This window comes from Chryseobacterium phocaeense, assembly GCF_900169075.1.
GTDB lineage: Bacteria > Bacteroidota > Bacteroidia > Flavobacteriales > Weeksellaceae > Chryseobacterium > Chryseobacterium phocaeense.
Genome location: NZ_LT827015.1, coordinates 248201 through 273351 on the forward strand (window position 1 = coordinate 248201; position 25151 = coordinate 273351).

At 37.5% G+C, this 25151-nt stretch carries 22 protein-coding genes and 1 tRNA gene; 18 read left to right on the plus strand and 5 right to left on the minus strand.

Features of this window, described 5'->3' with window-relative positions; all coding sequences use genetic code 11:
* Positions 1-49: 49 nt before the first annotated feature.
* From B7E04_RS07985 to B7E04_RS08070, 17 genes are all read left to right on the plus strand, one after another.
* The gene (locus tag B7E04_RS07985; RefSeq protein ID WP_080778175.1) at positions 50-1606 is read left to right on the plus strand and encodes a T9SS type A sorting domain-containing protein; all 1557 of its coding nucleotides are present in this window, start codon (positions 50-52) and stop codon (positions 1604-1606) included.
* A 3-nt stretch (positions 1607-1609) separates the two neighbouring features.
* On the plus strand, positions 1610-4963 hold the full coding sequence (locus B7E04_RS07990; protein ID WP_139785364.1) for a hypothetical protein: 3354 nt from the start codon (positions 1610-1612) through the stop codon (positions 4961-4963).
* Between the two features lie 10 nt (positions 4964-4973).
* Complete coding sequence (locus tag B7E04_RS07995) at positions 4974-6101, plus strand: FtsB/FtsL family cell division protein (protein WP_080778177.1); 1128 nt, start codon at positions 4974-4976, stop codon at positions 6099-6101.
* A gap of 10 nt (positions 6102-6111) precedes the next feature.
* Entirely contained in the window at positions 6112-9714 is a 3603-nt protein-coding gene (locus B7E04_RS08000) for a DUF6443 domain-containing protein (protein WP_080778178.1), read from the plus strand.
* A gap of 3 nt (positions 9715-9717) precedes the next feature.
* Positions 9718-10173: a hypothetical protein gene (locus B7E04_RS08005; protein ID WP_080778179.1), complete on the plus strand. Its 456-nt coding sequence runs from the start codon at positions 9718-9720 to the stop codon at positions 10171-10173.
* A gap of 251 nt (positions 10174-10424) precedes the next feature.
* The gene (locus B7E04_RS22650; protein ID WP_080778180.1) at positions 10425-11099 is read left to right on the plus strand and encodes an RHS repeat-associated core domain-containing protein; all 675 of its coding nucleotides are present in this window, start codon (positions 10425-10427) and stop codon (positions 11097-11099) included.
* Positions 11089-11421 carry a hypothetical protein gene (locus B7E04_RS08015; RefSeq protein WP_080778181.1) on the plus strand — a complete coding sequence of 111 codons (333 nt, stop codon included), beginning with the start codon at positions 11089-11091 and terminating at the stop codon, positions 11419-11421. Before B7E04_RS22650 ends, B7E04_RS08015 begins: the two co-directional genes overlap by 11 nt.
* A gap of 2 nt (positions 11422-11423) precedes the next feature.
* Complete coding sequence (locus B7E04_RS08020) at positions 11424-12041, plus strand: hypothetical protein (protein WP_080778182.1); 618 nt, start codon at positions 11424-11426, stop codon at positions 12039-12041.
* A gap of 154 nt (positions 12042-12195) precedes the next feature.
* Positions 12196-13278 carry an RHS repeat-associated core domain-containing protein gene (locus B7E04_RS22595; protein WP_080778183.1) on the plus strand — a complete coding sequence of 361 codons (1083 nt, stop codon included), beginning with the start codon at positions 12196-12198 and terminating at the stop codon, positions 13276-13278.
* Between the two features lie 6 nt (positions 13279-13284).
* Positions 13285-13791, plus strand: a complete 507-nt coding sequence (locus B7E04_RS08030; protein ID WP_080778184.1) for a hypothetical protein — start codon at positions 13285-13287, stop codon at positions 13789-13791.
* Between the two features lie 360 nt (positions 13792-14151).
* Positions 14152-15159 (plus strand): RHS repeat-associated core domain-containing protein, encoded by a 1008-nt coding sequence (locus tag B7E04_RS22655; RefSeq protein WP_394334769.1) that lies wholly within the window; start codon positions 14152-14154, stop codon positions 15157-15159.
* 14 nt (positions 15160-15173) lie between these two features.
* On the plus strand, positions 15174-15374 hold the full coding sequence (locus B7E04_RS08040; RefSeq protein ID WP_080778186.1) for a hypothetical protein: 201 nt from the start codon (positions 15174-15176) through the stop codon (positions 15372-15374).
* Positions 15375-15831: 457 nt separating this feature from the next.
* Positions 15832-16836 (plus strand): RHS repeat domain-containing protein, encoded by a 1005-nt coding sequence (locus B7E04_RS22600; RefSeq protein WP_080778188.1) that lies wholly within the window; start codon positions 15832-15834, stop codon positions 16834-16836.
* A gap of 4 nt (positions 16837-16840) precedes the next feature.
* Complete coding sequence (locus B7E04_RS08055) at positions 16841-17131, plus strand: hypothetical protein (RefSeq protein ID WP_080778189.1); 291 nt, start codon at positions 16841-16843, stop codon at positions 17129-17131.
* 154 nt (positions 17132-17285) lie between these two features.
* Positions 17286-17849, plus strand: coding sequence for a hypothetical protein (locus tag B7E04_RS08060; protein WP_080778190.1), 564 nt, complete (start codon positions 17286-17288; stop codon positions 17847-17849).
* Positions 17850-17963: 114 nt separating this feature from the next.
* Positions 17964-19496, plus strand: a complete 1533-nt coding sequence (locus tag B7E04_RS08065; protein WP_080778191.1) for a M20/M25/M40 family metallo-hydrolase — start codon at positions 17964-17966, stop codon at positions 19494-19496.
* Positions 19497-19786: 290 nt separating this feature from the next.
* Positions 19787-20485, plus strand: coding sequence for a hypothetical protein (locus B7E04_RS08070; RefSeq protein ID WP_080778192.1), 699 nt, complete (start codon positions 19787-19789; stop codon positions 20483-20485).
* Between the two features lie 238 nt (positions 20486-20723).
* On the opposite strand, the gene B7E04_RS08075 is transcribed toward B7E04_RS08070, so the two are convergent.
* Together B7E04_RS08075 and B7E04_RS08080 are read right to left on the minus strand one after the other, a co-directional pair.
* Positions 20724-20810 (minus strand) — tRNA-Ser (locus tag B7E04_RS08075).
* Between the two features lie 56 nt (positions 20811-20866).
* Positions 20867-21883: an asparaginase gene (locus B7E04_RS08080; RefSeq protein WP_080778193.1), complete on the minus strand. Its 1017-nt coding sequence runs from the start codon at positions 21881-21883 to the stop codon at positions 20867-20869.
* Positions 21884-21965: 82 nt separating this feature from the next.
* Here B7E04_RS08080 and B7E04_RS08085 point away from each other — a divergent pair, with 82 nt between their 5' ends.
* Entirely contained in the window at positions 21966-22637 is a 672-nt protein-coding gene (locus B7E04_RS08085; protein ID WP_080778194.1) for a TrmH family RNA methyltransferase, read from the plus strand.
* Positions 22638-22880: 243 nt separating this feature from the next.
* Here the strand turns inward: B7E04_RS08085 and B7E04_RS08090 are convergent, their stop codons facing one another.
* The 3 genes from B7E04_RS08090 to tsaD all read right to left on the minus strand — a co-directional run bounded on the left by B7E04_RS08090 (position 22881) and on the right by tsaD (position 25147).
* Positions 22881-23579, minus strand: a complete 699-nt coding sequence (locus B7E04_RS08090; RefSeq protein ID WP_080778195.1) for an RsmE family RNA methyltransferase — start codon at positions 23577-23579, stop codon at positions 22881-22883.
* Positions 23580-23639: 60 nt separating this feature from the next.
* Positions 23640-24011, minus strand: coding sequence for a four helix bundle protein (locus tag B7E04_RS08095; RefSeq protein WP_080778196.1), 372 nt, complete (start codon positions 24009-24011; stop codon positions 23640-23642).
* Positions 24012-24130: 119 nt separating this feature from the next.
* On the minus strand, positions 24131-25147 hold the full coding sequence (tsaD, locus tag B7E04_RS08100) for a tRNA (adenosine(37)-N6)-threonylcarbamoyltransferase complex transferase subunit TsaD (protein ID WP_080778197.1): 1017 nt from the start codon (positions 25145-25147) through the stop codon (positions 24131-24133).
* Positions 25148-25151 lie beyond the last annotated feature (4 nt).

A 25151-nucleotide genomic window follows, 5' to 3' on the forward strand; every position in this document is an offset into this window, starting at 1 on the left:
TGCGAAAGGATTATAAAAAAAGAATTTTAAAATTAAAAATACAAAACCGATGAAGAAATTCTACGCTGGTGCATGTACTTTATGCACGCTTCTGGGGCTATCTGCCCAGGAAGTATTGTGGCAGAAAGATATCAAATCTTCTACCCAGGATTTTCTAAGCCAGGTAACCACAACCATTGATCAGCAGTATCTGATAACCGGAAGTTCTATCCATTCTTCAGGATCCGGCCAGATGCCAGCAGCCAATAGCCAAAAGCAAAACAACGGCTATGATTTTCATTTAGTCAAACTCAATCAACAGGGTGAGCAGGTCTGGGAAAAATATTTCTCCGGACAAAACCACGATTATCTTTCCGCTTCCGTTGCTACGCAGGAAGGAGGATTTTTGATTGCAGGAACTTCCTATTCCGGGAAAGGCTTAGATAAAAAAGAAGATTCCAAAGGAGGGTCTGATATCTGGCTGATCAGACTGAATGAATTTGGGGATGAACTTTGGCAGAAAACTTTAGGATCAGCATCTGATGAAGAAACAAGGTCGGTGATTCAGACTACAGATTTTGGATTTTTTGTAGCCGGGAATGTTCAGAATTCAGCTAAAGGCTATGGATCAAAAGATGTTTTGATTGTAAAGCTTGATAAAGATGGCAAAATTGTGTCTGAATCCGTATTTGGAGGAAAAGGACTTGATGAAGTTGAAAAAATAATTCCAACCAGAGATGGCGGAGCCTTGCTAGGTATCTATTCCAGAAGTGGTTTAGGCGGTTCAAAAAAATCTGAAAACTCCGGCGAGGGCGATTACTGGATCATCAAACTTGATAAATCCGGAAAGGTAGAATGGGAAAAGAATTTTGGTGGAAAAGGAGATGACCATTTGAGAACATTGGCTTTAACATCAGCGGGTTATTTAGTTGGTGGTGAATCCAGATCAGAAAGATCAGGAAACAAAACCGTAGGAATTGAAGAAGGAACAGACTTGTGGTTAATTTCACTTAACGAAAGAGGTGAAGAGATCTGGCAGAAGTCTTACACTTTTGGAAATCGTGATATTCTAATGGGAGCAAGTGTACTTCATTCAGCAGATGATAAGTCTTCTAAAGGAATTCTTTTAGGTGGATATACCCAAGCTGAGACAAGGATTGAAGCAGAGGACGAAACATTTTGGATGCTGTATCTGGATCAGGAGGGTAATGAACAGTGGAGAAAACATGTGAAAGGTGAATCCAGAAAACGTGAAGAAAGATTGTCTGATATAAAATTGAACAGAGACGGTTCTATTATCCTTGCCGGAACAAGCGCAGAAGAGCTTGGAAAAGAAAACTGGAAGATTGTGAAACTTGGAGACAGCCAAATCAATAAGCTGATTGAGAAGCAGGATATTAAAATTTATCCGAATCCGGTTTCAGAGTATGCTTATGTGGAAATAGGCTTCGAATTCAAAGAGGCTGATATTTTATTGTATGATATGGGCGGAAGACAGCTTCAGAGCTTGAAGACTAAGAATAAGGTGACGAAAATAAATACCCAGAATTTAGTTCAGGGGGCTTATGTGGTGACGATAAAGACGGATAATAATAAAACCGCAACCGCGAAAATCATTAAGAAATAAAAGATGAAAAATAAAATCTTACTACTGATACTTTTGAATTATGCAATGATTCTTTTTGGTCAGATCAATGTAAAATCACCTAACATTGATGCATCATCTCTATTTAAATTTACAGAAACACCTGTTTCTCTTAATAATGGGCTTGTTAATATTAATTTACCAATTTACATAATAAAAACAAAGGATCTGGCTGTTCCCATCCAATTAGATTATCATTCAAGAGGAATAAAAGTAGAAGATATAGCTTCAACAGTTGGGTTAGGATGGAGTTTAAGCTATGGAGGTATGGTTAGCAGACAAGTAAGAGACAGACCTGATGATTCGTCAAATGGCTATTTAATCACTGATAGTTATACTAATTTTTTTACCAATATCCAGAAGAGGGCTTTGGTTTACAATCAAACAATTACTTCCCCTACAAGAGATCTGGTTCCTGATCAGTTTTATTTTTCTACTCCTAGTTATTCAGGTAAATTTATTTTTGACCAGTTCGATAAAAAAATTGTACAACAACCTTTTAGCGATTATAAAATATCACCAACCACCACTCAAAACTCTTTACTGAATAGTTGGATAGTTGTCGATGACAAAGGAAATAAATTTTATTATGGAACTTTAGACTTAAAATCTTTTAAAAGTTCACTTCAGACGCAAGGTTACATCCAGAATGGCACACCTTCAATTTCTTATACCTTAAATGGTGATAACTCAGAGGATACGTATGTTGATAGCTGGTATCTGATTCAAATTGAAACTGTTAATGGCGATGTGATAAAGTATAATTATACTTTGGATGAATCTTATTATTATAAAAAAGATTATGATAAGATTGTTTATCCTTGTATCTCCACACCTTGTGATCAGCCAACCAATCCAGGAGTTTATACCTATTTTTCTAAGATCATTGAAAATAAATATATACTTGAATCTATTGAATTTCCCGAAGGGAAAATTAAATTTTTACCATCTTCTGTCAACCGCACAGACATTCAGGGGGGGAAATCACTTGATAAAATTGAAATTTATGACAGTAAAAATCATTTAATTGAATATTTTAAATTTAATTATAGTACGCAGGAATCAGTCCAAAATCCAAATATAAATGCACTGTTGGCATCATTAGATACTTCCTCAAATAAGAGAATGTTTCTTAGTGGAGCAGTCCGTTACTCAAAACAGAATGGAATTATTGAAAAGTATAATTATACATATAATTCTACTCAGCTTCCTAACAGATTTTCGACATCTCAGGATATGTGGGGATATTACAATAATGCATCAAACGGATCGTATTTGCATTTTTTTGATTATAATGGACATTTTTCAAGTAACAGAGAAAGTAGTGAGGAAGGATCAAAAGCAGGTATATTGGAATCTGTAAGCCACTCTACCGGATTAAAAACAGAATTCACCTACGAAAACAATCTTTTGAAGCCTACATTTAATATGGATGGGATATTAGGTATTATTAATACTCCTTATCAAACTAAATCGGAAACTCTTATAAAAGCGGGGGATATACTTCCAAACTACAATACTTCCACAAATTCGTATTATAAAGACATTACGATAGATCCTAATCTGTATGATACAGAAGTAAAAATAACATTGGATTATCAAACATTTGTAAATCCTAATATGCCTGTACAATGCAGTTATTACACGGGTTGGATAGAGCAAAATGGTGCGAGAGTTATTCTTTTCCCCAATATCGGAGCCAATAAAACTATAGTAAAAGGTACTTCCTCTACGAGGGCATTAACAGCAGGTTCCACATACAGGTTAGGAGTAACAGCATTCGGTTGTTCACTGGAAGATGTGATTTCTAACGAATCTGAAAGTGTTTCCCTGATGCTCGACTATAAGGTAGCAAATATCAATGAAAACCTTTACTACGGGCCAGGAAACAGAATCAGACAAATAAGGTATCTGGATCAGGATCAATTAAAAATAAAAAAAACATTCGAATATAAAGGGCCTACTGGAACAGCGAGTGGAGATCTATTCGGGATGAGGGAATATGTAGGAGTTGTGGGAATTAACCAGAATAACGTCCCTATTTTAGACCCCAAAGGTGTTTTCGCCGGATCAGTGAATTCTTCTCTGGAATCTAACAGTATGGGATATCGCTATGTAAAAGAATACCTGGGTGATGAACTTGAAAATAAAGGGCGTACAGACTACGAGTTTACAAATTTTGCTGATGGGAGTAACTTCTTAAAATATCCGTTTACTTTACCGACCGATAACCAATGGACAAGAGGGTTATTAACTTCAAAAAAACATTATGAAAACATCAATAATTCTTATAAACTTTTACAGGATGAATCAAATGAATATAAATTCGGTGGTTTTGACACTCCGTATGAAATCAGCCCTCCAATGGGTTTTGAGTCCGCAGACGGAATGATTCACAACTACACTAAAAATAGAGATTATTATGTTGTTCCATTGGCTCAAATGTACATGAATCTTTCTCATCTTGTTGGCTCTCCCCTGCCACATAATAATTTTTTAGTCGTAAATTTCACGGATAATTTAAAAATATACTATAAACCTTATTATTTTAACAGTGGTAAAGTAGAAAAAAATAAAACAATAATCAATGATTATAGAAATGATAAAATTTTAACTTCTAAAAATACCTTTTTATATAGTAGTACTAATCATTATCAATTGACTTCTCAAAAAAATATTTTTCCCGATCTTAGTACTCAGGAGGTATTTTATCTATATGCTCACGAAAAAAATAATACAAAACTAATTAATGCAAACATTATTGGAATTCCTTTAGAAACAGAAGTTAAGAAAAACAACAAAACAGTTTCAAAGACGGAAACGTTATATAATGACGTTTCCCATTTATTTCCAACTTCTGTTCAGTCATTAAATATCCAGGGAAATCTGATGTCCACTGAGGCCACATATGATAAATACGATTCTAACGGAAACCTGCAGCAATACACTTCCAGAAACGGAATCTCGACAACCATCGTTTGGGGCTACAACAAAACACAGCCAATAGCAAAGATAGAAGGCGCAAAACTGTCAGATATTTCACAAACATTAATAGACAGTATTGTTAACGCATCTGCTAATGATGCCCAGTTGGGAACTGATGCTTCTGAACAGTCATTCATTTCAGCTTTGGATTTGTTCAGAACTCATTCTGCCTTATCAGGTTACCAGATCACGACTTACTCCTATGACCCGTTAATCGGAGTGCGAAGCATCACTCCTCCATCTGGTATCAGAGAAGTATACATGTATGATACCGCCAACAGATTAATGGAAATCAGGGAAAATAGTGCAACAGGGAAAATTTTAAAAGAATTCAAATACAATTACAAACAATAAAACTCAGATTATGAAAAAAACAATATTCATTGCAGGCATTTTTGCCGCTCAGTTAACTTATGCACAGTTATATACTCAGGGAGGTGCTTTAAATCAGACAACAACTCCCGCATCGGGTAACGTTGGGATAGGAATTCACAACCCCCATTCGCATTTGGAGGTAGCCAACCCCGATGGCGGTAAAATAACAATTTCCACAGGTGGAGCAAGTGCGCTTTCATCCAACCCGAAATACCCTGCTTTAGAGTTTACAGGATTCCAGAACTCCCCCAAAGCAAGAATAACAGCTACCGAGGAAACAGGAAATACCTACGGCTCAAAATTTTCTATTTTAGTAAATGACGGCAACGGTGCAACAAGCTTAGCCGAAAGATTATCTATTCTCAGAAATGGGAATATAGGAATAGGAACTACTGCTCCAAAAGAAAAACTGGATGTTTCCGGTAATATTTTAGCAGGCGGAGCCAGTTCCACAGAAGGGATTAATGCACTGGCCATACGATATGAAGACGGATCACTCAGTAACTGGGGCTCATTGAGGAGTTCAGCGGCTTCCTATATGAGTTTTGGGGTTAAGGCAGATCCAAATGTAGGGTACGGTTGGCTGTCTTCCAATGGAACTCTAAATTTTTCCAAAGTAGCCATGACCATGGGCGATGAGGGCATTAAGTTTTTAAGCTCAACTCCACAAACCATTGCCATGAATTCTCCGGTAGCCATGAATGAAATCATGAAAATTTCCGTGAATGGCAATGCCCTTTTGCAAGGTAAACTGGAAGCCAAAGAGCTCAAAGTGACCCTGACGCCAACCGCCGATTTCGTTTTTGAAGAAAATTATGGCCTTCCCAAGCTCGAAGACGTGGAAAAACATATCAAAGACAAAAAGCATTTACCCGAAATAGCCTCTGCAAAAGTAATGGAAAAAGAAGGCGTAAACGTTGGTGAATTTCAGATTAAGCTGCTGCAGAAAATTGAAGAATTAACGCTGTATGTTATTGAACAAAACAAACAGTTAAAAGACCAACACCAAAAAATTCAGAAACTTCAAACTGAGAATGCAGATTTAAAAAGTGCAGTCCTGGAAATTAAAGAGCTCAAAGATCAGATCCTGAACAAGAAATCCACTGCCACCCATTAATTGAAAAACTATGTATAAAAAAATATATATAAGTTTGGGATTGCTGTGTGGAATCTATCACCATGCACAGGTGGTTCTGACCTCTCCGCCTGCGCCCAATACCGAAGTAGCCAATCCCCAGAGCATACGCATGCTCCCGGGCTTTCGCTTCAATTCTGCTAACGGAACTTTCCGGGCCTATATCGGGGGCACATCTCCTGGGAATCCCGGGAATACCTATACCCCCATTACCGTAGATTACGCTTCCAGTATCTCCAATACTGAGAATTATGTTTATACCAGGCAGTACCTCGTGCCTACGGAGGTTTCCAACGGATCCCTGCAGCAGATCCAGAGTGTTCAGTTTTTTGACGGTCTGGGGCGTCCCAAACAATCCGTGAGCATTAAGTCTACCCCTACCGGGAAAGATCTCGTAACCCATATTCCTTACGACGCCTATGGCAGGCAGGTAGACAGCTGGCTTCCCGTTCCCATGTCTTCCCAGAGCGGGAACATCCAAAGCGGGGTAGAAAGCAGTACCAATGCTTATTATCAGGCCAACGGGATCAATGATTCTTTCCCCTTCAGTCATAAAAACCTGGAGAATTCTCCCCTGGACAGGATCCTGAGCCAGAAGAATCCCGGTAGCGGCTGGCAGAATAAGCCCGTTACCTTCGGCTATGATACCAATACGGCAGGAGAAGTAAAAAAATATACCACCGTAACCACCTGGTTTGATGGAGCTACTTCCTCCCAGTTAAGCCTATCCGGAACTTACGGCCAGGCACAGCTATACAAAAACACCGTTACTGATGAGGATGGCAATACAACCATAGAATTTAAAAACGGGCAGGGGCAAACCCTTCTGGTCAGAAAAGTGATCAGTGCTACTGAAAATGCAGATACCTACTACGTATACAATGAATATGATCAGCTGGCATTTGTGATTCCTCCACTGGCATCAACCTCTGCCTCCGTATCCGATTCTGCATTGGCACACCTCTGCTATCAGTATAAGTATGACGGAAGAAACAGGCTCGTAGAAAAGAAGCTTCCCGGAAAAGGATGGGAACAGATGGTCTACAATAAAAAAGACCAGATTGTGCTCTACCGTGACACCGTGCTGAAAAACGGGATCACCAATTTTACGGCTGACCAGTCATGGACTTTTACCAAATACGATCAGTTCGGAAGAGTAGTGTATACCGGGATTTCAAGGGACGGAACGCCAAGGCAGAATATCCAGAATTATATTGATAACCAGGCGGCGAATGCTTCCTACGAAACCCGTGGAGGCAGCTTTACCCTGAGCGGACTGGCTGTAGAATACGGCAATGTTTCTTATCCGACCAGTATCGATAAAATCCTTAGCGTAAACTATTACGATACTTATCCGCAGGGAGCTCCCGCTGTTCCTGGAACTGTTCTGGGCCAGGAAGTACTGCCTCAGGCTACGGCAAGCTCAAATGTAAGCACCAAAAGCCTGCCTACCGCATCCTATGTACGGAATATTGAAAATGAGAGCTGGACCAAAACATATACCTTTTATGATAAAAAAGGAAGGGCCATCGCTACCCATTCCGATAACCACCTCGGAGGTTATACCAAAACCGAAAGCTTCCTGAAATTTTCAGGCGTACCGGATTATACGCTTACCGAGCATAAAAGAACTGCCGGCGGAACCAAAATCAATATCAAAGAAAGTTTTGACTATGACCATCAGGAAAGGATGGTGAGGCATTGGCATGAAGTAAACAACGGCGCTAAAGAACTGCTTGCAGAAAACCTTTACAACGATCTGGGCCAGCTGCAGACTAAAAATGTAGGAAATACAACCGGCAGCCCGCTGCAAAGTGTGAAGTATGCCTACAATATCAGAGGATGGCTGACCAGACTTAACGATCCCGCCAATCTGCAGAATAAACTCTTTGCGTATGAATTGAGGTATAATCAACCCGACAGCCAGTTTTCCGGATCTGCGAAATACAATGGAAATATTTCCCAGATGTCATGGATTACCCAAAGTGATGCCGTACTGAGAAATTATTCCTATGAGTATGATGCCCTTAACCGTCTTAAAGAAGGACGCTTCTGGGACGGAATGAATCTGGACCGGGGTGAATACCACGAGCAGCTTACCTACGATTTGAACGGGAATATCAAAACCCTGCTCAGAAGAGGAAAGCAGCTTCCCGGCTACACTGCTCCCGAAGTAATGGATGACCTGGAATACCATTATCAAAACAGCGAACAGAGCAATATATTATCCTACCTTAAAGAAAAAGGGACCGGTAATGCCTTAAGCGGTTATCCGCTGGCCTCCGGAGCTACAGGAAGTACAATAACGTATGATGTCAACGGAAGTATGATTACCCAACCGGATAAAGGGATTTCTTCCATTCAATATAATTATTTAAATTTACCTGGAAAGATTACCCAAAACGCCAAAGTAACGGATTACACGTACCGGGCAGACGGGGTAAAAGTGAAAAAGCTCTTTGGCACGGTAACCACAGATTATCTGGATGGTTTCCAGTATGAAAACGAAACATTAAAATTCTTCCCAACCGCAGAAGGCTATTATAATTCTGAAACCGGAAAATATGTGTATAATTACACTGATCATTTAGGAAATACAAGGCTAAGCTACTTTAAAAACGGAGCAGGAGCAGAGATCATTGAGGAGAGTAATTATTATCCTTTTGGGCTGAAGCATGAGGGGTATAATGTGTTGTTGGGAAATCCTGCGTATAAATATAAATACAACGGGAAGGAACTTCAGGAAAGTGGAATGTATGATTACGGGGCGAGATTTTATATGGCTGATCTAGGAAGATGGGGCGTTGTAGATCCGTTGGCGGAAACTTCGAGAAGATGGAGTCCTTATACATATGCTTTTAACAACCCAATAAGATTTATTGACCCAGATGGAAGAGAATCAACAGACTGGGTAAAAAGAGGAAATCAAATATTTTTTGATGCTGAAATCACTACTCAACAACAAGCAGTTGATAAATATGGTTCTAATGTTCAACATTTAGATGAAGGTTCAACGGTTACAAGTGTTACAAATGGTCAAGGCGATGGCGACTTTCAATATACATTACATGATAATGGTACTGTTACAGATTCGAGTGGAAATGTTATGGATAATACACAGAACATAGAAGCAAGGGATAAAACTATTTTCAGTAATTGTTCAAATTGTTTAAATCCTGGTACACTTTATAAAAATCTGGGTGATTTAACTTATCCTGGGGGTGATAATCCAATGACATATAAAGGGAATTATAGTTATGACTATAAACCCTTGTTATTCTCTGAGTATCCAGCAATAGGGCACGATAGAAGATATGATAATTTAAAAATTTCAGGAGTTTCTGGTCTACTTACAGATACAAGAGCAATTGGAGCTGATTATAAATTTGTTGCGGAAGAACTAGAAATTGCGGTCAATCCATTTATTGGGGCTAAAGACAGAGCTATAGCAGCAGGGCTGGGAATTGGCCTTGGTATTGCAGCAGCTCCAAAAACAATCTTTAAACTCATTACACAACCACAGTTTGGACCAATGCATATAGAAAATGATTATAGAGAATCTAGTAAGGGTGTAACCAATAAGCCTAAAAGATAAATAATGAAAAAATATTTTATTATTAATGTAATTTATTTATTATCAATATTTTCCTGCAAAGATGTTAACAAGTTTTCAGCAGGAAGTTATCCTTATGCAGAAGTTTTTGAAATAAGCTTATCAGAAAAGAGAGTAATAGAAAAAATAGATTCGCTAAAAACAATAAATACAGAGCTTCAAGTTCCTGTTTTTGAATGGGCTGGAAATGAAGTTTCACTAAGTGATGAGGTTCAGGCAAATGGTTATTTTGTTTTTTATATTTTTATTAAAGAAAGGAACCAAATAATTCAGTTTTATGCAAAAGAGAATGGTAAGAATCATACAAAAATAGGCTTTATAAGTATACAAAATGGTTTATCTTTAGGTAATTGGAGGAAAATTAATAAGGATTTACCTGATAAGGAAAATAAACAATTAAAAGAAATTTTTAAAAAAAGAATTATCTCTAAAATTAATTAAAACATCTGATAATGTGAACCCTCGCTGGTTTGAATGACCTCGCTCGTGCTACCAATAAAATAAACCACTGTTTTCCGAAGTGGTTTATCATTTAACTACAAGAAATGCTATATTTACAATAGGTAGAATAAAGTAAAAAGCTCCTTCGCACGGTAACCACAGATTATTTAGATGGTTTCCAGTATGAAAACGGGACGTTAAAGTTCTTCCCAACCGCAGAAGGCTATTATAATGCTGAAACCGGAAAGTATGTGTATAATTACACAGATCATTTAGGAAATACAAGGTTAAGCTATTTTAAAAACGGAGCAGGAGCAGAGATTATTGAAGAGAGTAATTATTATCCTTTTGGGTTAAAGCATGAGGGGTATAATGTTTTAGGAGGAAATCCTGTGTATAAGTATAAGTACAATGGCAAGGAACTTCAGGAGACGGGTATGTATGATTACGGCGCAAGATTTTATATGCCTGACTTAGGAAGATGGGGCGTGGTACATCCGAGAAGCCAATACACTCACGAAGCATACAGCTATGTTTGGAATAATCCGATAACTTTTGCAGATCCTACCGGAATGCAGGGAGAGTTGGCTTATCCTGATAGGGACGGTAGAAAAGACGGAGAATATTGGAGAGACTCGGATGGAGAGTTTTATTGGGATGCAAAAAACAGTGTCTGGAAAGATTTTAATAATGGAAGTTCCATAATTACTCAGATTAATTTACTGGGAAAATCTAAAGATAGCCAAAATAATGGATATGCTGCTGCTGCTACACTTGGAACTCTCAATTCAGAAAATCCTGTTGGTTGGGTTATATTAGCGGCTTTATTGGGAAAGGTTATTTATGACCAGGCTACAAAACCTCCCTTACAATGGCATACAACTATTGCAGATCCCGGTGCGGGAATGAGGAAATTTGAAAACTGAGGATAGCGCAGGAGAAGATAAGGATGTTAATGGTGTGGAAGTACCTGAAGAAGGAGACAATTCTGAATATGTAGATAAAACAGGTAAAAGAGCTGTTAATAATAAAGAGACAAATGTTTCTGAGGGAGAATTTGTAGATAACCTGGAAAAATCTGGCTATAAAAAAACTAAAAGTTCAGAAGATGGAAAATCAAGAACCTATTCTAATGGGAAAACTTCTTATAACCTTCGAAATGATAAGAGAGGAAATCCTACAGCTGGTTTCAAGAAAAATCCACATGGAGTAGGAAAAACAGATATTAAAATACGATTAAAACCATAAATATGGAAAATTTTGTAACTGATAAAAAAGAATTTGAACATTATAAATCAAAAATAAAAAAGTTGTTTCCCGAGTATCTTTCATTTGAAAAAAACTCTTTTAACAGTAATTTTAAATACTTTATAGCTTTTGATTTTGACTATATTTTTGAAGAAATATTTTTTGAAGGAGTAATAGCTTTTCTGAATAACATTAAAAATGAGAAGTTATTTTTCTATACAATTGATCCTTCACCTGAAGACTATTTTTTTTTACATTTTAATAAATATAGCGTTTTTGAATTAGAGATAAATAAGAATTATGATGATTTTAATAATATTATATATAAGGATCCTGGTGAAAATACCGCAGACGCTATTGGGATAAATTCAAACGAAATATCATGCTTTTCAAATTCAAATGATTGGGCGATTATGGGTTCAAGAGAATGGGAAATTGCGATTGTGGGATTTACATCTTTGGAAATGAAAGAAAAATTTTTGATTTCTTTTAAAGATAATTCAGATATATTCACCTCTGTTGAACAACAGATAGATATATTAGATGATTTGTTGAATTTTGATAATGAACTTAAATCAGACTATAAAAAATTGATAGAGAATTATCAGGATAGAGCATAATACCCCGCTAGCGCGAACGTCCTCGCTCGTGCTTCTAAATAAACTAAACCACTGTTTTCCGCAGTGGTTTATCATTTATTACAAGAAACGTTATATTTACAACAGGTAGAGTAAAAGTAGATAAGCCCTTCGTAAAATAATCACAATTATCTGGATGGTTTCCCTGTATGAAAGTGAAACATTAAAGTTCTTCCCAACCGCAGAAGGCTATTATAATGCTGAGACAGGGAAGTATGTGTATGATTATACGGATCATTTAGGAAATACAAGGTTAAGTTATTTTAAGAATGGAGCAGGAGCAGAGATTATTGAGGAGAGTAATTATTATCCTTTTGGGATGTTGCATAATTATACAGTGACAACTCAGAATGCTTATCAGTACAAGTACAATGGAAAGGAGTTGCAGGAGACGGGAATGTATGATTATGGAGCGAGATTCTACATGCCGGATTTGGGAAGATGGGGTGTTATTGATCCAAGAGGACAGTATACTCATGAAGCTTACAGTTACGTTTGGAATAATCCGATTATGTTTACAGATCCAACGGGAATGCAAGGAGAACAAGTTTCTGATTGGATTACTAATGGAAAAGGCAGTTACAAATGGGATCCTAATGTAACCGGACCGGGAAATACTCCTAAAGACTGGAGCTATGTTGGACCAACGGGGAGTTATAGGATCAACGGAGCAACTGTACACCTTTTAGAAGGGGGAAAAACTTTTACAGATATAGACGAAATTGCTGTAATTAGAGCTTCTCCAGCTGCTGCAGCTATTGCTCTTTCACAAAATGCTCGTTTAGGATTGTTTGCTTTTTTAGCGGTTGCTTCATGGTATGTTATCAGTGATTTTGTAGATACTACTCCAACTCAGTATGGAATTCGAATTGATCCGATGATGCATTCTCCTCATACTATGAACTCTGAATCAGATTCTAATTCTAGTTCTAATTCTAATTCTAATGATGATAAAGACGTAAATGGTCAAGATGTACCGAAAGAAGGAGAGCAAAAAGGAGATGGTAATGGAAAACCGACTAGAAATGAAAGGATGCAACAGAAGAAAGCTAGAAATGGGAACCAAGGAAATAATGGCAATAGCGAATATAATGAATCTGCAGAACATAAAAGTAACGCAAGACCCTCCACTAAACAACCACATCAAAAAGGTCTAGCAAGAAGAAATAGAGATCAAGGGGGAGAAAAAGGAGATAGAAATAGAAGGCGATATAAATAAAATAGTATGAAAGAATATTTTTTAGAAAACCGAAAAGAAAATATTATCGGTAGTAATTTTAAAGAAGAAAAAAATATAACAGGTATAATTTTCAATCCGGTAGATTACGTTTTAGATGGGATAAAATTCATCAATACCAAAAAGATAGAAAATATAACTGTAGAAACAGATAACTTTAAGGATAAGGTTATGACGGAAAAACTTCAAATGTATTTTGAAGAACTGCCAAAAAAAATATTTAAGGATAGTAAAATTAGTAATTTTGAAGAATTATTTACAATTATACAATCTTTAGATTTACTATGTGAACTGTCACTTAGTGAAGAAGATGTAGTTTATATAGGTAAAATTATAGAAGTTTATGAAGACTCTATCGATATTGATTTTTTTGATACTGAATGTAAATTAATGGATCAAGCATATGTTGAATATGAAGATATTACTACTGTGACAGTATTTTCAGATTATTTGAACACTTTATCCGCAGTAATGAAACATACAAAAACTAATTAGAACCTGCTGGCGCGAGTGTCCTCACCCTGCTAGCGCGAGCGTCCTCGCTCGTGCTATTAAATAAAATAAACCACTGTTTTCCGCAGTGGTTTATCATTTAATTGCAAGAAACGTTATATTTACAATAGGTAGAGTAAAAGTGAAAAAGCTCTTTGGCACGGTAACCACAGATTATCTGGATGGTTTCCAGTATGAAAATGAAACATAAAGTTCTTCCCAACCGCAGAAAGCTATTATAATGCTGAGACAGGGAAATATGTTTACAATTACACGGATCATCTTGGAAATACAAGGCTAAGCTACTTTAAAAATGGGGCAGGAGCAGAGATTATTGAGGAGAGTAATTATTATCCTTTTGGGTTGAAGCATGAGGGGTATAATGTTTTAGGAGGAAATCCTGCGTATAAGTATAAGTACAATGGGAAAGAATTGCAGGAAAGTGGAATGTATGATTATGGAGCGAGATTTTATATGGCGGATTTGGGAAGATGGGGAGTGGTAGATCCGCTGGCAGAGAAGATGCCAGCCTGGTCTCCATATAGTTACAGCTTCAATAATCCGATACGTTTCGGAGATCCTGATGGTCGTGCGCCATATGATTGGATATTGCAAAATATTAATGGAGTATCTACTTGGACTTATGATGCCAATATAAAAACTGTAGCGCAAGCTACGGCTGCTGGCTACAAAAACGTTGCTGCAATTTATTCTTATGCTAATATATCTGGGGAAGGATTTATGGGGACAGGAAAATATAGTTATTCTTTAAATGCAAATGGTTCTGTGACTGGTATGAATGGAAGTACTCTAGGAGGACGTTTTTCCACTCCTGCCGGAACTAATATATCTACCGGGTCATACGTAAGTCACTGGGACGGAGGAGATAAAGGTATATGGGGAGATTGGGGGGCATCAGATAGTTTTGTTGGTAAACTTTCATATAATGTTGCAAATAGTTTTTATTTAGGATTTCAAGTTGTAGATACATTCAATTTGATGGGAGGAAAGCATACTTCCGGACTAACAGGGCAACAAGTATATAGCAACTTAGATGGATCAAATCAATATAATGAAGGGGATATAGCACTTGCTTTTACATCAACATTTAATCCTTTATCATCTGAATTAAAAGTCGCGGGACTAGGTCAGCAGGTTCTTCCTAAAACGTCTTTTAGAATGTTAGACAATGCTACAAATACTTCTAAATTACTTAAAGGAACAAGCATTTCCAATGCAACACCAGCTACAAGAGGCACTATATATAAATACTTAAATAAGAGCGTGAATTTTATTAATACCGCTAGTATGTTTAAAACTGGAGCTACAAGTCTCGTAAAACCCTTGTCAGAGGATAAACATAAAAATTAATTAAAATTTTTGAAATGGGAATTTTTGAATTTATATTTCAACAAATACTTATCAATGTAATTGGCAATGGTATTTATTTTTTACTTCGAAAATTAATGGGAGATAGAAGAAGTTATAAAGAAATACAAGATCAAACGGCGGGATATATAAAATTTTTCACTGGCGTTGCATTTATCTTTATAGTTATAGTAGTGATGAAAAAGCTTGTGAAATAACCTTATAGCATTTTGATTTTCCCCGCTGGTGGTTCCATTGATAATGAAAAAACCTCGCATTTTGCGAGGTTTTTTGTATTTTATAGTGCAGCAGTATTTTTATTAAAGAAATCTTATTTACATCCTGCAATACACTAGAAAGTGGATCTTTCAATTTACGTTTACCAATAAAAGCGTCGAGCATTGTATAGATGATTTGTTTTTCTTCTGGAGAAAGACTTTTCCCTTCTTGCGCGAGCGTCCTCGCTTTTGCTATTAAATAAAATAAACCACTGTGGAAAACAGTGGTTTATCATTTAACACCAAGAAACGTTATATTTACAATAGGTAGAGTAAAAGTGAAAAGCTCTTTAGCACAGTAACCACAAATTATTTAGATGGTTTCCAGTATGAAAATGAAACATTAAAGTTCTTCCCAACCGCAGAAGGTTATTATAATGCTGAGACAGGAAAGTATGTGTACAATTACACCGATCATTTAGGAAATACAAGGCTAAGTTATTTTAAAAACGGGGCAGGAGCAGAGATTATTGAGGAGAGTAATTATTATCCGTTTGGGTTGAAACATGAGGGGTATAATGTTTTAGGAGGAAATCCTGCGTATAAGTATAAATATAACGGTAAGGAACTTCAGGAGACGGGAATGTATGATTATGGACAACGTCATTACATGCCAGATATAGGCCGATTTAACCGATTAGATAGACTTTCTGAAAAATATTTTGATAAGTCTGTATATTCATACGCCGCCAATAATCCACTTAAATATATTGATGTTGCAGGAGATTCAATCCAATTAGTTATAGGAAGACCTTATGTAAGTCATGGAAAAGATTATCCTTATGAACATATGGCTTTGAGGGTGTATAATAGAAAAGCGGGATATGATTATGTATATGATTTCGGAAGATATGGGAAAGTGAATTGGGATCAGATTTCTGGAGAAGGAATATTAAATGTTTATAAAAACTCTGATGCATATTTTAAGTCCGAACAGCAATTAAGGGAGTCTATAGGTTATTCTGAATATTCTTCTGAAGACGAAGATAAGGCTATAATTGAAAATTTTCAAAGATTAATGAATGAAGGCGAATTGATCTCTTCTGATGAAAATAAAGCAAGATATAAGTTAAAGAAAGATTATGATATTTTTTCTAATAATTGCGTTACAATGTCTTGTGGAGGCTTGAAAATTATTGGAGAAAATTGGTTGGGCAGCCAGTATGACCCCAGAGAAGCTTTGAAAACCATGGAATCTAGTTATAAGAATTTAGGACTACAAAGAACAGTATTTAAAAAGGGAGGACAAAAAAGTATAACCTATACTCCGAATCAAGATAAACCATCTGAAAGAACAATGGATACTAGAAATAAACCTCCTAGACCTGGTGATGCAGGTCGTCCTCTAGAAGACAGAATAAAAAGCCTGCGAGATGTAGGAAATGGGTCACCAAAATTTTAATAAAATGAATAAATGGATATTTTTAATAATTGGAATTATATTAGGTTTATTATTAAATAAATTTTATTATTATCTCGACAGAAATGAATATGAATATTACAGCCTTGATTCTGATTATTTAGGTGAAGATAATAAAAGTGTTTTAAAAAAAGGAACAGTAATAAGGTATGATCAAGCATTTTCAGAAGGATTTACTAGATACGTTTTATACATAAATATTAAAAATTCTGAAGCCCTGATAAAAAGTAAGAAAGAAAAAGAAATACAGCCATTTTGGTTTGAAAAAAGGGAGTAATATACCCCGCTGCGCAAAATCTTATACATTAAGTCCCTGCTTGCGCTAGCATCCTCGCTCATGCTACAATAAAATAAACCACTGTTTTCCGCAGTGGTTTATCATTTCATCTCAAACTTCTATATTTACCAACCCCTTAAAACCTCACACTCCCATGAAAAACAAAACCCTCCAAACCATTGCCGCTTTCCTCCTTTTAATTTCCCTTTCCTGCACCAGCTATATCAAACCCATCCACACAGAACCTGTGTCCGGCGCTGAAAATATCACAAGGAAATTAATCCTTCAGGACGAAACAATGGAAGTTAATTTTTACGGAGATTATATATTCGACAAGGTAGATAGGAACCTGATCTTTTTTACCAATAAGGATGTTGGCAGGATTTTAAGTAGCCTTCATATAAAACCTTCTTCCCAGGTTCTTTTCACCTACACCAAATCCAGTATTTACAACAATATGCTGGGCTTTTATTACCAGGGGAAAACGTTGCAGGATATAAAGAATAATATATCCGGTAAAACGCCTGAAAAAGAGATGCAGGGCGGACTTCTTTACACCTGTCAATACAAGAGCTTTTACATTATGGACTGGTATAAGGAGGAAGAAAAGGGGGTAGTTCGATTTATTTCAGTAAATAATTCTGCAAAACAGTCCGTTGATAAATTCAGGCTGGAAAATACCAATGTATTTTTTGAAATCAATTCTTTTTGGAAATAAGCATTGTCCCGATCTTCTTTTCTTTTTTAAGGGAAATATTTGACTTTTAGTGAGCAGGATCACTGTTTTGTTTGGTATATTTGTGAGACCGTCACCACACAAAAATTTATTGCCATGAAAAAGTTCCTGTTAATCCTTCTGGGGATCCTTGTTATTTTGGTTGCCGTACTGCTGATCAAAATGTACACCTATCCGTTTAAAAAAAATACAGCTGCAAGCTCTGAGGGGTGGAAACCTGTAAAGAATGATTCAGCCCTGATGCGTTTTTCAGGCGGCCTTAAAATTCCTACCGTTTCTACCGGAAGCTTGGGAGAATTCAATTATGCTCCATTTGATCAGTTTAAAGAATATCTGAAAATGTCATATCCTTTAGTCTATCAAAGCACCGAAAATATGGAGATCAACACCCATGCTTTGGTATTCAGGCTTAAAGGGAGCAATCCGTCGCTGGAGCCTGTACTTTTCCTTTCTCACATCGATGTAGTCCCTCCCGGGGATGCTGATGTAAAAAATACTCAGCAGAATATTTTCAGACCCGATGACCAGCCGATGCCTCCTGTTTCCGAAGTGGCCGAAGACTGGGATTTTGAACCTTTTTCTGGAACAGTAGCCCATGGAAGAATCTACGGAAGGGGAGCCATTGATATGAAGGGAATGCTGTTTTCCCTCATGGAATCCATGAACAATCTGGTTAAAAGCAAAAAAGTTCCCAAAAGAGATATCTATCTGGCATTCGGTTTCGATGAAGAAGTAGGCGGACAAAAAGGAGCGGGACAGATTGCGGATTATTTTAAGAAAAAAGGACTAAAGTTTGAGGCGGTATACGACGAAGGCGGCCTTATTATGCGGAAAGGAAATATAGCGGGAGTAGACTCTGACGTAGCGGTAGTAGGTTGCGCAGAAAAAGGATTTTTATCTGCAAAAATCAAGGTGAAAGGACTTGGAGGACATTCCTCAATGCCGCCCATGGAAAGTGCAATAGGAAAGGCCGCAATCATCATGCAGCGCCTGGAAGACGATCAGATGAAACCGGAGATTACCCCATTGATCAAAGAATTTTTTGATAATATCGGCGGATCCATGCCGTTTACCAGCAGGCTGGCCATTTCAAATCAGTGGCTCCTGAAACCGCTCCTTTTATCGCAGCTGACAAAAAATAACACCACCAATGCCCTGGTACGAACCACCACCGCATTAACGATGATGAAAGGAAGTGACGGAACCAACGTCCTTTCTCCTGAAGTAGAATTTGTAGTCAATTTCAGGCTTCTTCCCGGAAACAGTTTAAAGGATGTCCGGGAGCATATTGCTCAGGCAACAAAAGGTTTTGATGTTGAAGTGGAAGAAATCGATAATACAAGGGAAGCTTCTGCCGTTTCTCCTTCCAATACTAAAAGTTTTAAGCTGATAGAAGCCGGTGTAAAGGAAATTTATCCGGGTGCCATTGTAACGCCCTATCTTACCATGGCCGGAACCGATGCCTATAAATACCAGATCGTAAGTAAAAATATATACAGGTTCATGCCCATCCTGATCAACAAATCAGAGCAGCAAAGCATCCACAGCACCAACGAATACCTGAGCATCGAAAATTACCTGAAGATGATCCATTACTTTGAGTTTATGATGACGAATTACGACAAGTAGGTTGGGTTTGAGAGTTGTTTTGAGTTATGAATTATGAGTGATGGGTTTCTGGATACAGAATATGATGGGAGTGTCAGAGGGTTAGAGCATTTTAGAGTTTTTGGATCCGGAAATATTGAATAAACAAACATCCTGTGGCAGAGGTCCTCGAAGCCACCACTACTAAAACCTCCTGTCTGACATCTGATGTCTGAAATCTGAAATCTTGCATGTGAGAACAAACAAAAAAATAACACGTCAAGTTTTGTCGCATTACCGCAATAGCTTTGTCATATCAAAATTACAGAGCTATGGAATTGCCGTTTTATTTAACATTTAAAGAATTTGAAAGCCATTATTACGATACACTTGAAAAATGGTTTGAAGAATACCATAATGCGAGTGAAATCGATTATCTGAAGGCACTTGCAGATCTTTACAGCCCGTATCTGTATTACAGTTTTGCGGATGACAAGCTTATGGCTGATGCGTCCATGGAGATCAAGGACTGCTTTTTTCCTTATCATGAAAAAATCGGGATTTCTTTCTGCCCCACCTGTGAAAATGGGAAAACCCCCAAAACAACCAAAGGAATGAACCATATATTTGAATGGAAAACCATCACTATGATGGAATATGCCCAGCATATCTTGGATAAAATCAACCGGCATATGCTGAAAAGCGGAAGTGAACCGGGAAATAAAACAGTTCTGGATTATATCAATGATCGTGAGATCATCACTTCAAGAGAAGGAGCAGGATATTGTGTGAATTACAGCAGACATCAGGCCGCAGTTCCTTTTTTGAAAGCCTATCTGCCTTGTTACGGACAGACTGTTAATATTGCGGTGTACAGGGACTTTATCTTTTCCGTTGCTCAGATTGCAGAATACATCGACAGAAAACTTAAAGCTGTAAAGGCTTTTGAATATACTTCTTACATAAAACTGAAATCCGAAGCTAAATTCAAAGTACAGATGAGCCACCAGTTTCTCACCATCTGCAATTAAAATTTTACACCAAACATTCATATCTAATTATATTGTGGAAGATCCGGACAGGTCCTCCAGACAAATCCCGGCATTGCTGTCGGGATTTTGTTTAATTAATTCAAAGATAATAATAGGGATATTTTAGAGTGGAAATTAACAGTAGCAGTCAGTTCCGGTATATTATATATGAAAATTGTATAAAAATAGCAAAACGAAAAAGCCTTAAACAATTAAGTTTAAGACTTTTATAAATTTGCAGAGAGGAAGGGATTCGAACCCTCGATACAGTTACCCGTATACTACCTTTCCAGGGTAGCTCCTTCAACCACTCGGACACCTCTCTATTTGAGATTGCAAAAATAAGGTAATTTCTGGAATCTGCAAATTATTATTGAAAAATTACTCAGTTATTTCTCCACAAAGGCTTCTGCTGAAGTTATCCGCGAAAGTTCCCTCATAATTTGGATTGTCAATCAGGTGCATGGCTTTGGTGATTGCGCTCTCTGCAGTGATGTCCTTTCCGCTTATCGCTCCGATTCTTGAAAATATATTGCTGTTCTCATATTTTCCAAATGAAATACCACCTGATATACACTGACTTACCACCACGATCTCAGTTCCGTTGCTTCTGATTTCCTCAAGGGTCTGCTGTGTTTTTTCACTGCTGAAAATAGTTCCGGAACCGAAAACCTGAAGGATCAGAACCTTCATTTTCGGGATTTCTTTAAAGTGGCTCAGATGCATCCCCGGGAAAATCCTCCAGAACAGAATATCTTCAGAAATATGTTCATCCACATGGAATTCCACATCCGGATCACAGCGGTACAGATTGTCCTTGATAATATTTAAATGAACCCCTGATTGCCCAAGGATAGGGTAGTTCGGGCTTGAATAGGCATCAAAATACTCCGCAGAATATTTCAGGGTTCTGTTCCCCCTTAATAATTTATACTCAAAATACACGGCAACTTCCTGGATCACCGCTTCATCATTTTCATAAAGACTGGCGTAATAAAGGCTGGTCAAAAGATTTTCCTTTGCATCTGTTCTCAGGTCTCCGATTGGAAGCTGCGACCCTGTCATAATTACAGGTTTTCTGAGGCCTTTCAGCATAAAACTCAGCGCAGAAGCCGTATAAGACATTGTATCTGTCCCGTGCAGAATCAGAAAGCCGTCATACAATTCATAATTTTTAAGAATATAGTTGGCGATCACCTTCCATTCCTCAGGCCCCATATCCGAAGAGTCCAGCGGTTTTGCGAACGGATGTACAAAAACTTCGCATTCCATTAATTTCATTTCAGGCATTTTTTCGAAAATATTTCCGAAGTCAAATGCGCGGAGACTTCCGGTTTCATAATCTTTTTCCATACCGATGGTTCCTCCGGTATAAATGAGCAGGACTTTTCGTTTCATGAATTACTTTTTTCTAAGAAATTGAGCCTCGTTCAGGTTCATAGCCCAAAATTACGTTAAATTTGCAAAGATTTGAAAATGAATGGAAGATTTAGCGAAAACTTTTGAATATTTAAAGCAGTTTTTAACCGAAGAAAGATTACAGAAAATCGAGCATTTTTCTCAGGAAAGTTCGGATTTTGTGCTTCCTGTTGTGGAAGATATTTATCAGTTCAGAAATGCTGCAGCCATTGTACGCTCCGTAGAAGCCTGTGGTTTTCATAAAGTGGTGGCTTTGCAGGAAGAATATAGTTTTGAACCGAATCTGCGCGTTACAAAAGGTGCTGATACCTGGGTTGAAGTTGAGAAACTTCCCAGAAATAGGGAATCTTTTCAGAAAATCAAAGACAGAGGCTATAAAATAGTCGTTGTTTCATTAGAAAACAATGCGAAAATGCTGCCTGAGTATGAAATCACCGAGCCGATTGCTTTAGTATTCGGAACCGAAATGGAAGGCGTTTCCCAGGAAATCTTAGACTTTGCAGATGAAACACTGGCCATTCCCATGTATGGTTTTACCAGAAGCTTCAATGTATCGGTAGCTGCTTCCATCTGTATGTATGAATTGAAGCAAAAGCTCATAAAATCCGATATTGAGTATAAATTAAACGAAGAAAAGCTGTTGAGAATGAAAATTCTCTGGGCCGTTAATTCAATCCGAAGCGGACAACAGATTTTTGAAAAATACCTTAAGGATCATCAACTGGAATTCTGACGGAGTTCACGAGTCAGAGAGTAGAAGAGTTTGAGAGTGGGAGTGTTTGAGAGTTGTTTTGAGTTATTAATGATGAGCTTAGGGTTATAGGTTTAGAGAGTTTGAAATTTTTTTGTCTGTAAACGAAAATGAAATATTGAATGTGAAACAACACTTGGTGGCTGAGGCTCCCGAAGCCACCAATAATATCTCCCGTCTAACTGTAAATCTGATATCTGAAATCTGAAATCTGAAGTCTAACCTCTAACCTCTCATCAAAAAATAATTCCACGCCGCCACAAATACCCCTGCCGTTTCAGTTCTCAGTCTTTGACTTCCCAGTGAAACAGCCTTGATATTGTTCTCTGCCAGAAATGAAATTTCCTTTTCCGAAAAATCTCCTTCAGGTCCAATTAGAAAAGTAATCTGTTCCAAAGCAGGAATATTTTTAAGGTCAATTCTTTCCAGATTTTCATGACAGTGTGCCACAAAAGTATGTCTTGGGTCAATGTTTTTTAAGAAGTCGGTAAGCTTCACCGCATCATGGATAATAGGAAAATGAAACCTTAAACTCTGTTTGGATGCCGCAATTGCCTGTTTCCTGATCTTATCTATATTAATATTCTTACGTTCCGTTTTCTCTGTAATAATAATACTGATCTCAGAAATACCCATTTCAACGGCTTTTTCCACAAAAAACTCTATTCTGTCAATATTTTTCGTCGGAGCAATAGCAATATGAAGCTTAGGATTAAAATCAGGAGTTCCACTTTTTATTTCAGAAACTTCCAGACCGGCTTTCTTTCCTTCAATAACCAATTTTCCGGACGCAACGTTTCCCTTTCCATCCGTCACATGAATATCTTCACCATTTTTCATACGAAGAACTTTCACAATGTGCTGTTGCTCTTCGTCATTGATAATTACGTTGTTGTTTTCTATATGTCCGTAGAATAATTTCATAGTTTGTTTTGGCTAAAAGGTAGAAAAGCTAAATTGCAAAATGGCCTCTTTCAGACTTTTTTACAATACACTTCCTTTGTTCAAAGTTTTACTTAATGCGTTGAGTTGATTGGAAATACTTTCTGCCTGAATTCTTAGTGATTTATAATTTTCATCGTCCAGAAATTCAAGATCATTTGAGAGGATGAGAAAATTAATAACTTCTATACAGCTTCCAAAAGCAATATTGATAAATCTTAATTTCTCTTTTTCAGTAGATCTGCACATTCCTTCTGCAATATTAGCTGTTATGCTTGTTGATGCCCGTCGTATCTGAGTGGTAATCCCAAACTTTTCACTTTCAGGAAAGTTATGAGAAGTTTTATAAATATCCTTCACCAAATTTCTGGCATTATTCCATACGTCAAGCTTTTCAAAATAAAATTTATACATTTTTCCATCATTTGCTGTGCTTTAAATTTAAAATAAGAAAAGCAAATGAGCAAATTAGCTGATCTGCAAATTCGCCCATTAGCCTTTTCGCAGTTTCGCCCTTTCACCTTTTTGCCCTCTTACAAATCATACTTCGCCGTTGCCGAAATTCTCATATCCGTAAACTCCCCCCTTTCAAATTTCAGCTGGGCTACCATGGCGATCATTGCAGCATTGTCTGTGGTGTATTCAAATTTTGGGATATAGATATTCCAGCCGAGTTTTTCTCTGTTGTCTTCCATTGCTTTTCGTAAAGCGGAATTGGCGGAAACTCCTCCGGCGATGGCGACTTCTTTTATGTTCAGTTCTTTGGCGGCTTTTTCAAGTTTGGCCATCAGAATTTCAATAATGGTTCTCTGAATGGAAGCACACAGGTCATTGAGGTTTTCTTTGATGAAATCAGGATTTTTTTTCACTTCCTTCTGAATGAAATACAGGACCGAAGTTTTGATCCCGCTGAATGAATAATCGTAATTTTCCATTCTTGGTTTGTTGAAGGTAAAAGCGTCAGGGTTTCCTTCTTTAGCCAGGCGGTCTATGATAGGTCCGGCAGGATAGTCGAGGTCGAAAATTTTTCCTATTTTATCAAAGGCTTCGCCTGCAGCATCGTCTATGGTTTTCCCGATAATTTCCATGTCAAAATAATCCTTAACCACCACAATCATGGTGTGGCCGCCGCTTACGGTAAGACACAGAAACGGGAATTTTGGCGGCATAGGATTTGCATCGTCAATGAAATGGGCTAAAATGTGGGCCTGGAGATGGTTAACTTCAATCAACGGAACATTTAAGCTCATAGCCAGAGACTTGGCAAATGATGTTCCCACAAGAAGTGATCCTAAAAGTCCGGGACCGCGTGTAAATCCTATAGCTGAAATAGCATTTTGTTGTATATTTGCTTTAGTAATAGATTTTTCAACAACGGGGATTATATTTTGCTGATGCGCTCGCGATGCCAGTTCAGGCACTACGCCTCCATATTCTTTATGGATAGCCTGATTCGCGGCAATGTTTGATAGAATACAGTTTCCCTTGATGATAGCTGCTGAGGTGTCGTCGCAGGACGATTCAATACCTAAAATTATAGAGTCGCTCATAATA

Bases quoted from the DNA above. Each gene is read 5' to 3' on its own strand.
- B7E04_RS08040 (WP_080778186.1), top strand. From the start codon at position 15,174: ATGGGAATTTTTGAATTTATATTTCAACAAATACTTATCAATGTAATT.
- B7E04_RS07985 (WP_080778175.1), top strand. From the start codon at position 50: ATGAAGAAATTCTACGCTGGTGCATGTACTTTATGCACGCTTCTGGGG.
- B7E04_RS07990 (WP_139785364.1), top strand. From the start codon at position 1,610: ATGAAAAATAAAATCTTACTACTGATACTTTTGAATTATGCAATGATT.
- B7E04_RS08060 (WP_080778190.1), top strand. From the start codon at position 17,286: ATGAAAAACAAAACCCTCCAAACCATTGCCGCTTTCCTCCTTTTAATT.
- B7E04_RS08005 (WP_080778179.1), top strand. From the start codon at position 9,718: ATGAAAAAATATTTTATTATTAATGTAATTTATTTATTATCAATATTT.
- B7E04_RS08080 (WP_080778193.1), bottom strand. From the start codon at position 21,883: ATGAAACGAAAAGTCCTGCTCATTTATACCGGAGGAACCATCGGTATG.
- B7E04_RS08065 (WP_080778191.1), top strand. From the start codon at position 17,964: ATGAAAAAGTTCCTGTTAATCCTTCTGGGGATCCTTGTTATTTTGGTT.
- B7E04_RS08000 (WP_080778178.1), top strand. From the start codon at position 6,112: ATGTATAAAAAAATATATATAAGTTTGGGATTGCTGTGTGGAATCTAT.
- B7E04_RS08070 (WP_080778192.1), top strand. From the start codon at position 19,787: ATGGAATTGCCGTTTTATTTAACATTTAAAGAATTTGAAAGCCATTAT.
- B7E04_RS08020 (WP_080778182.1), top strand. From the start codon at position 11,424: ATGGAAAATTTTGTAACTGATAAAAAAGAATTTGAACATTATAAATCA.
- B7E04_RS08030 (WP_080778184.1), top strand. From the start codon at position 13,285: ATGAAAGAATATTTTTTAGAAAACCGAAAAGAAAATATTATCGGTAGT.
- B7E04_RS08095 (WP_080778196.1), bottom strand. From the start codon at position 24,011: ATGTATAAATTTTATTTTGAAAAGCTTGACGTATGGAATAATGCCAGA.
- tsaD (WP_080778197.1), bottom strand. From the start codon at position 25,147: ATGAGCGACTCTATAATTTTAGGTATTGAATCGTCCTGCGACGACACC.
- B7E04_RS22595 (WP_080778183.1), top strand. From the start codon at position 12,196: ATGGTTTCCCTGTATGAAAGTGAAACATTAAAGTTCTTCCCAACCGCA.
- B7E04_RS08055 (WP_080778189.1), top strand. From the start codon at position 16,841: ATGAATAAATGGATATTTTTAATAATTGGAATTATATTAGGTTTATTA.
- B7E04_RS08090 (WP_080778195.1), bottom strand. From the start codon at position 23,579: ATGAAATTATTCTACGGACATATAGAAAACAACAACGTAATTATCAAT.
- B7E04_RS07995 (WP_080778177.1), top strand. From the start codon at position 4,974: ATGAAAAAAACAATATTCATTGCAGGCATTTTTGCCGCTCAGTTAACT.
- B7E04_RS08085 (WP_080778194.1), top strand. From the start codon at position 21,966: ATGGAAGATTTAGCGAAAACTTTTGAATATTTAAAGCAGTTTTTAACC.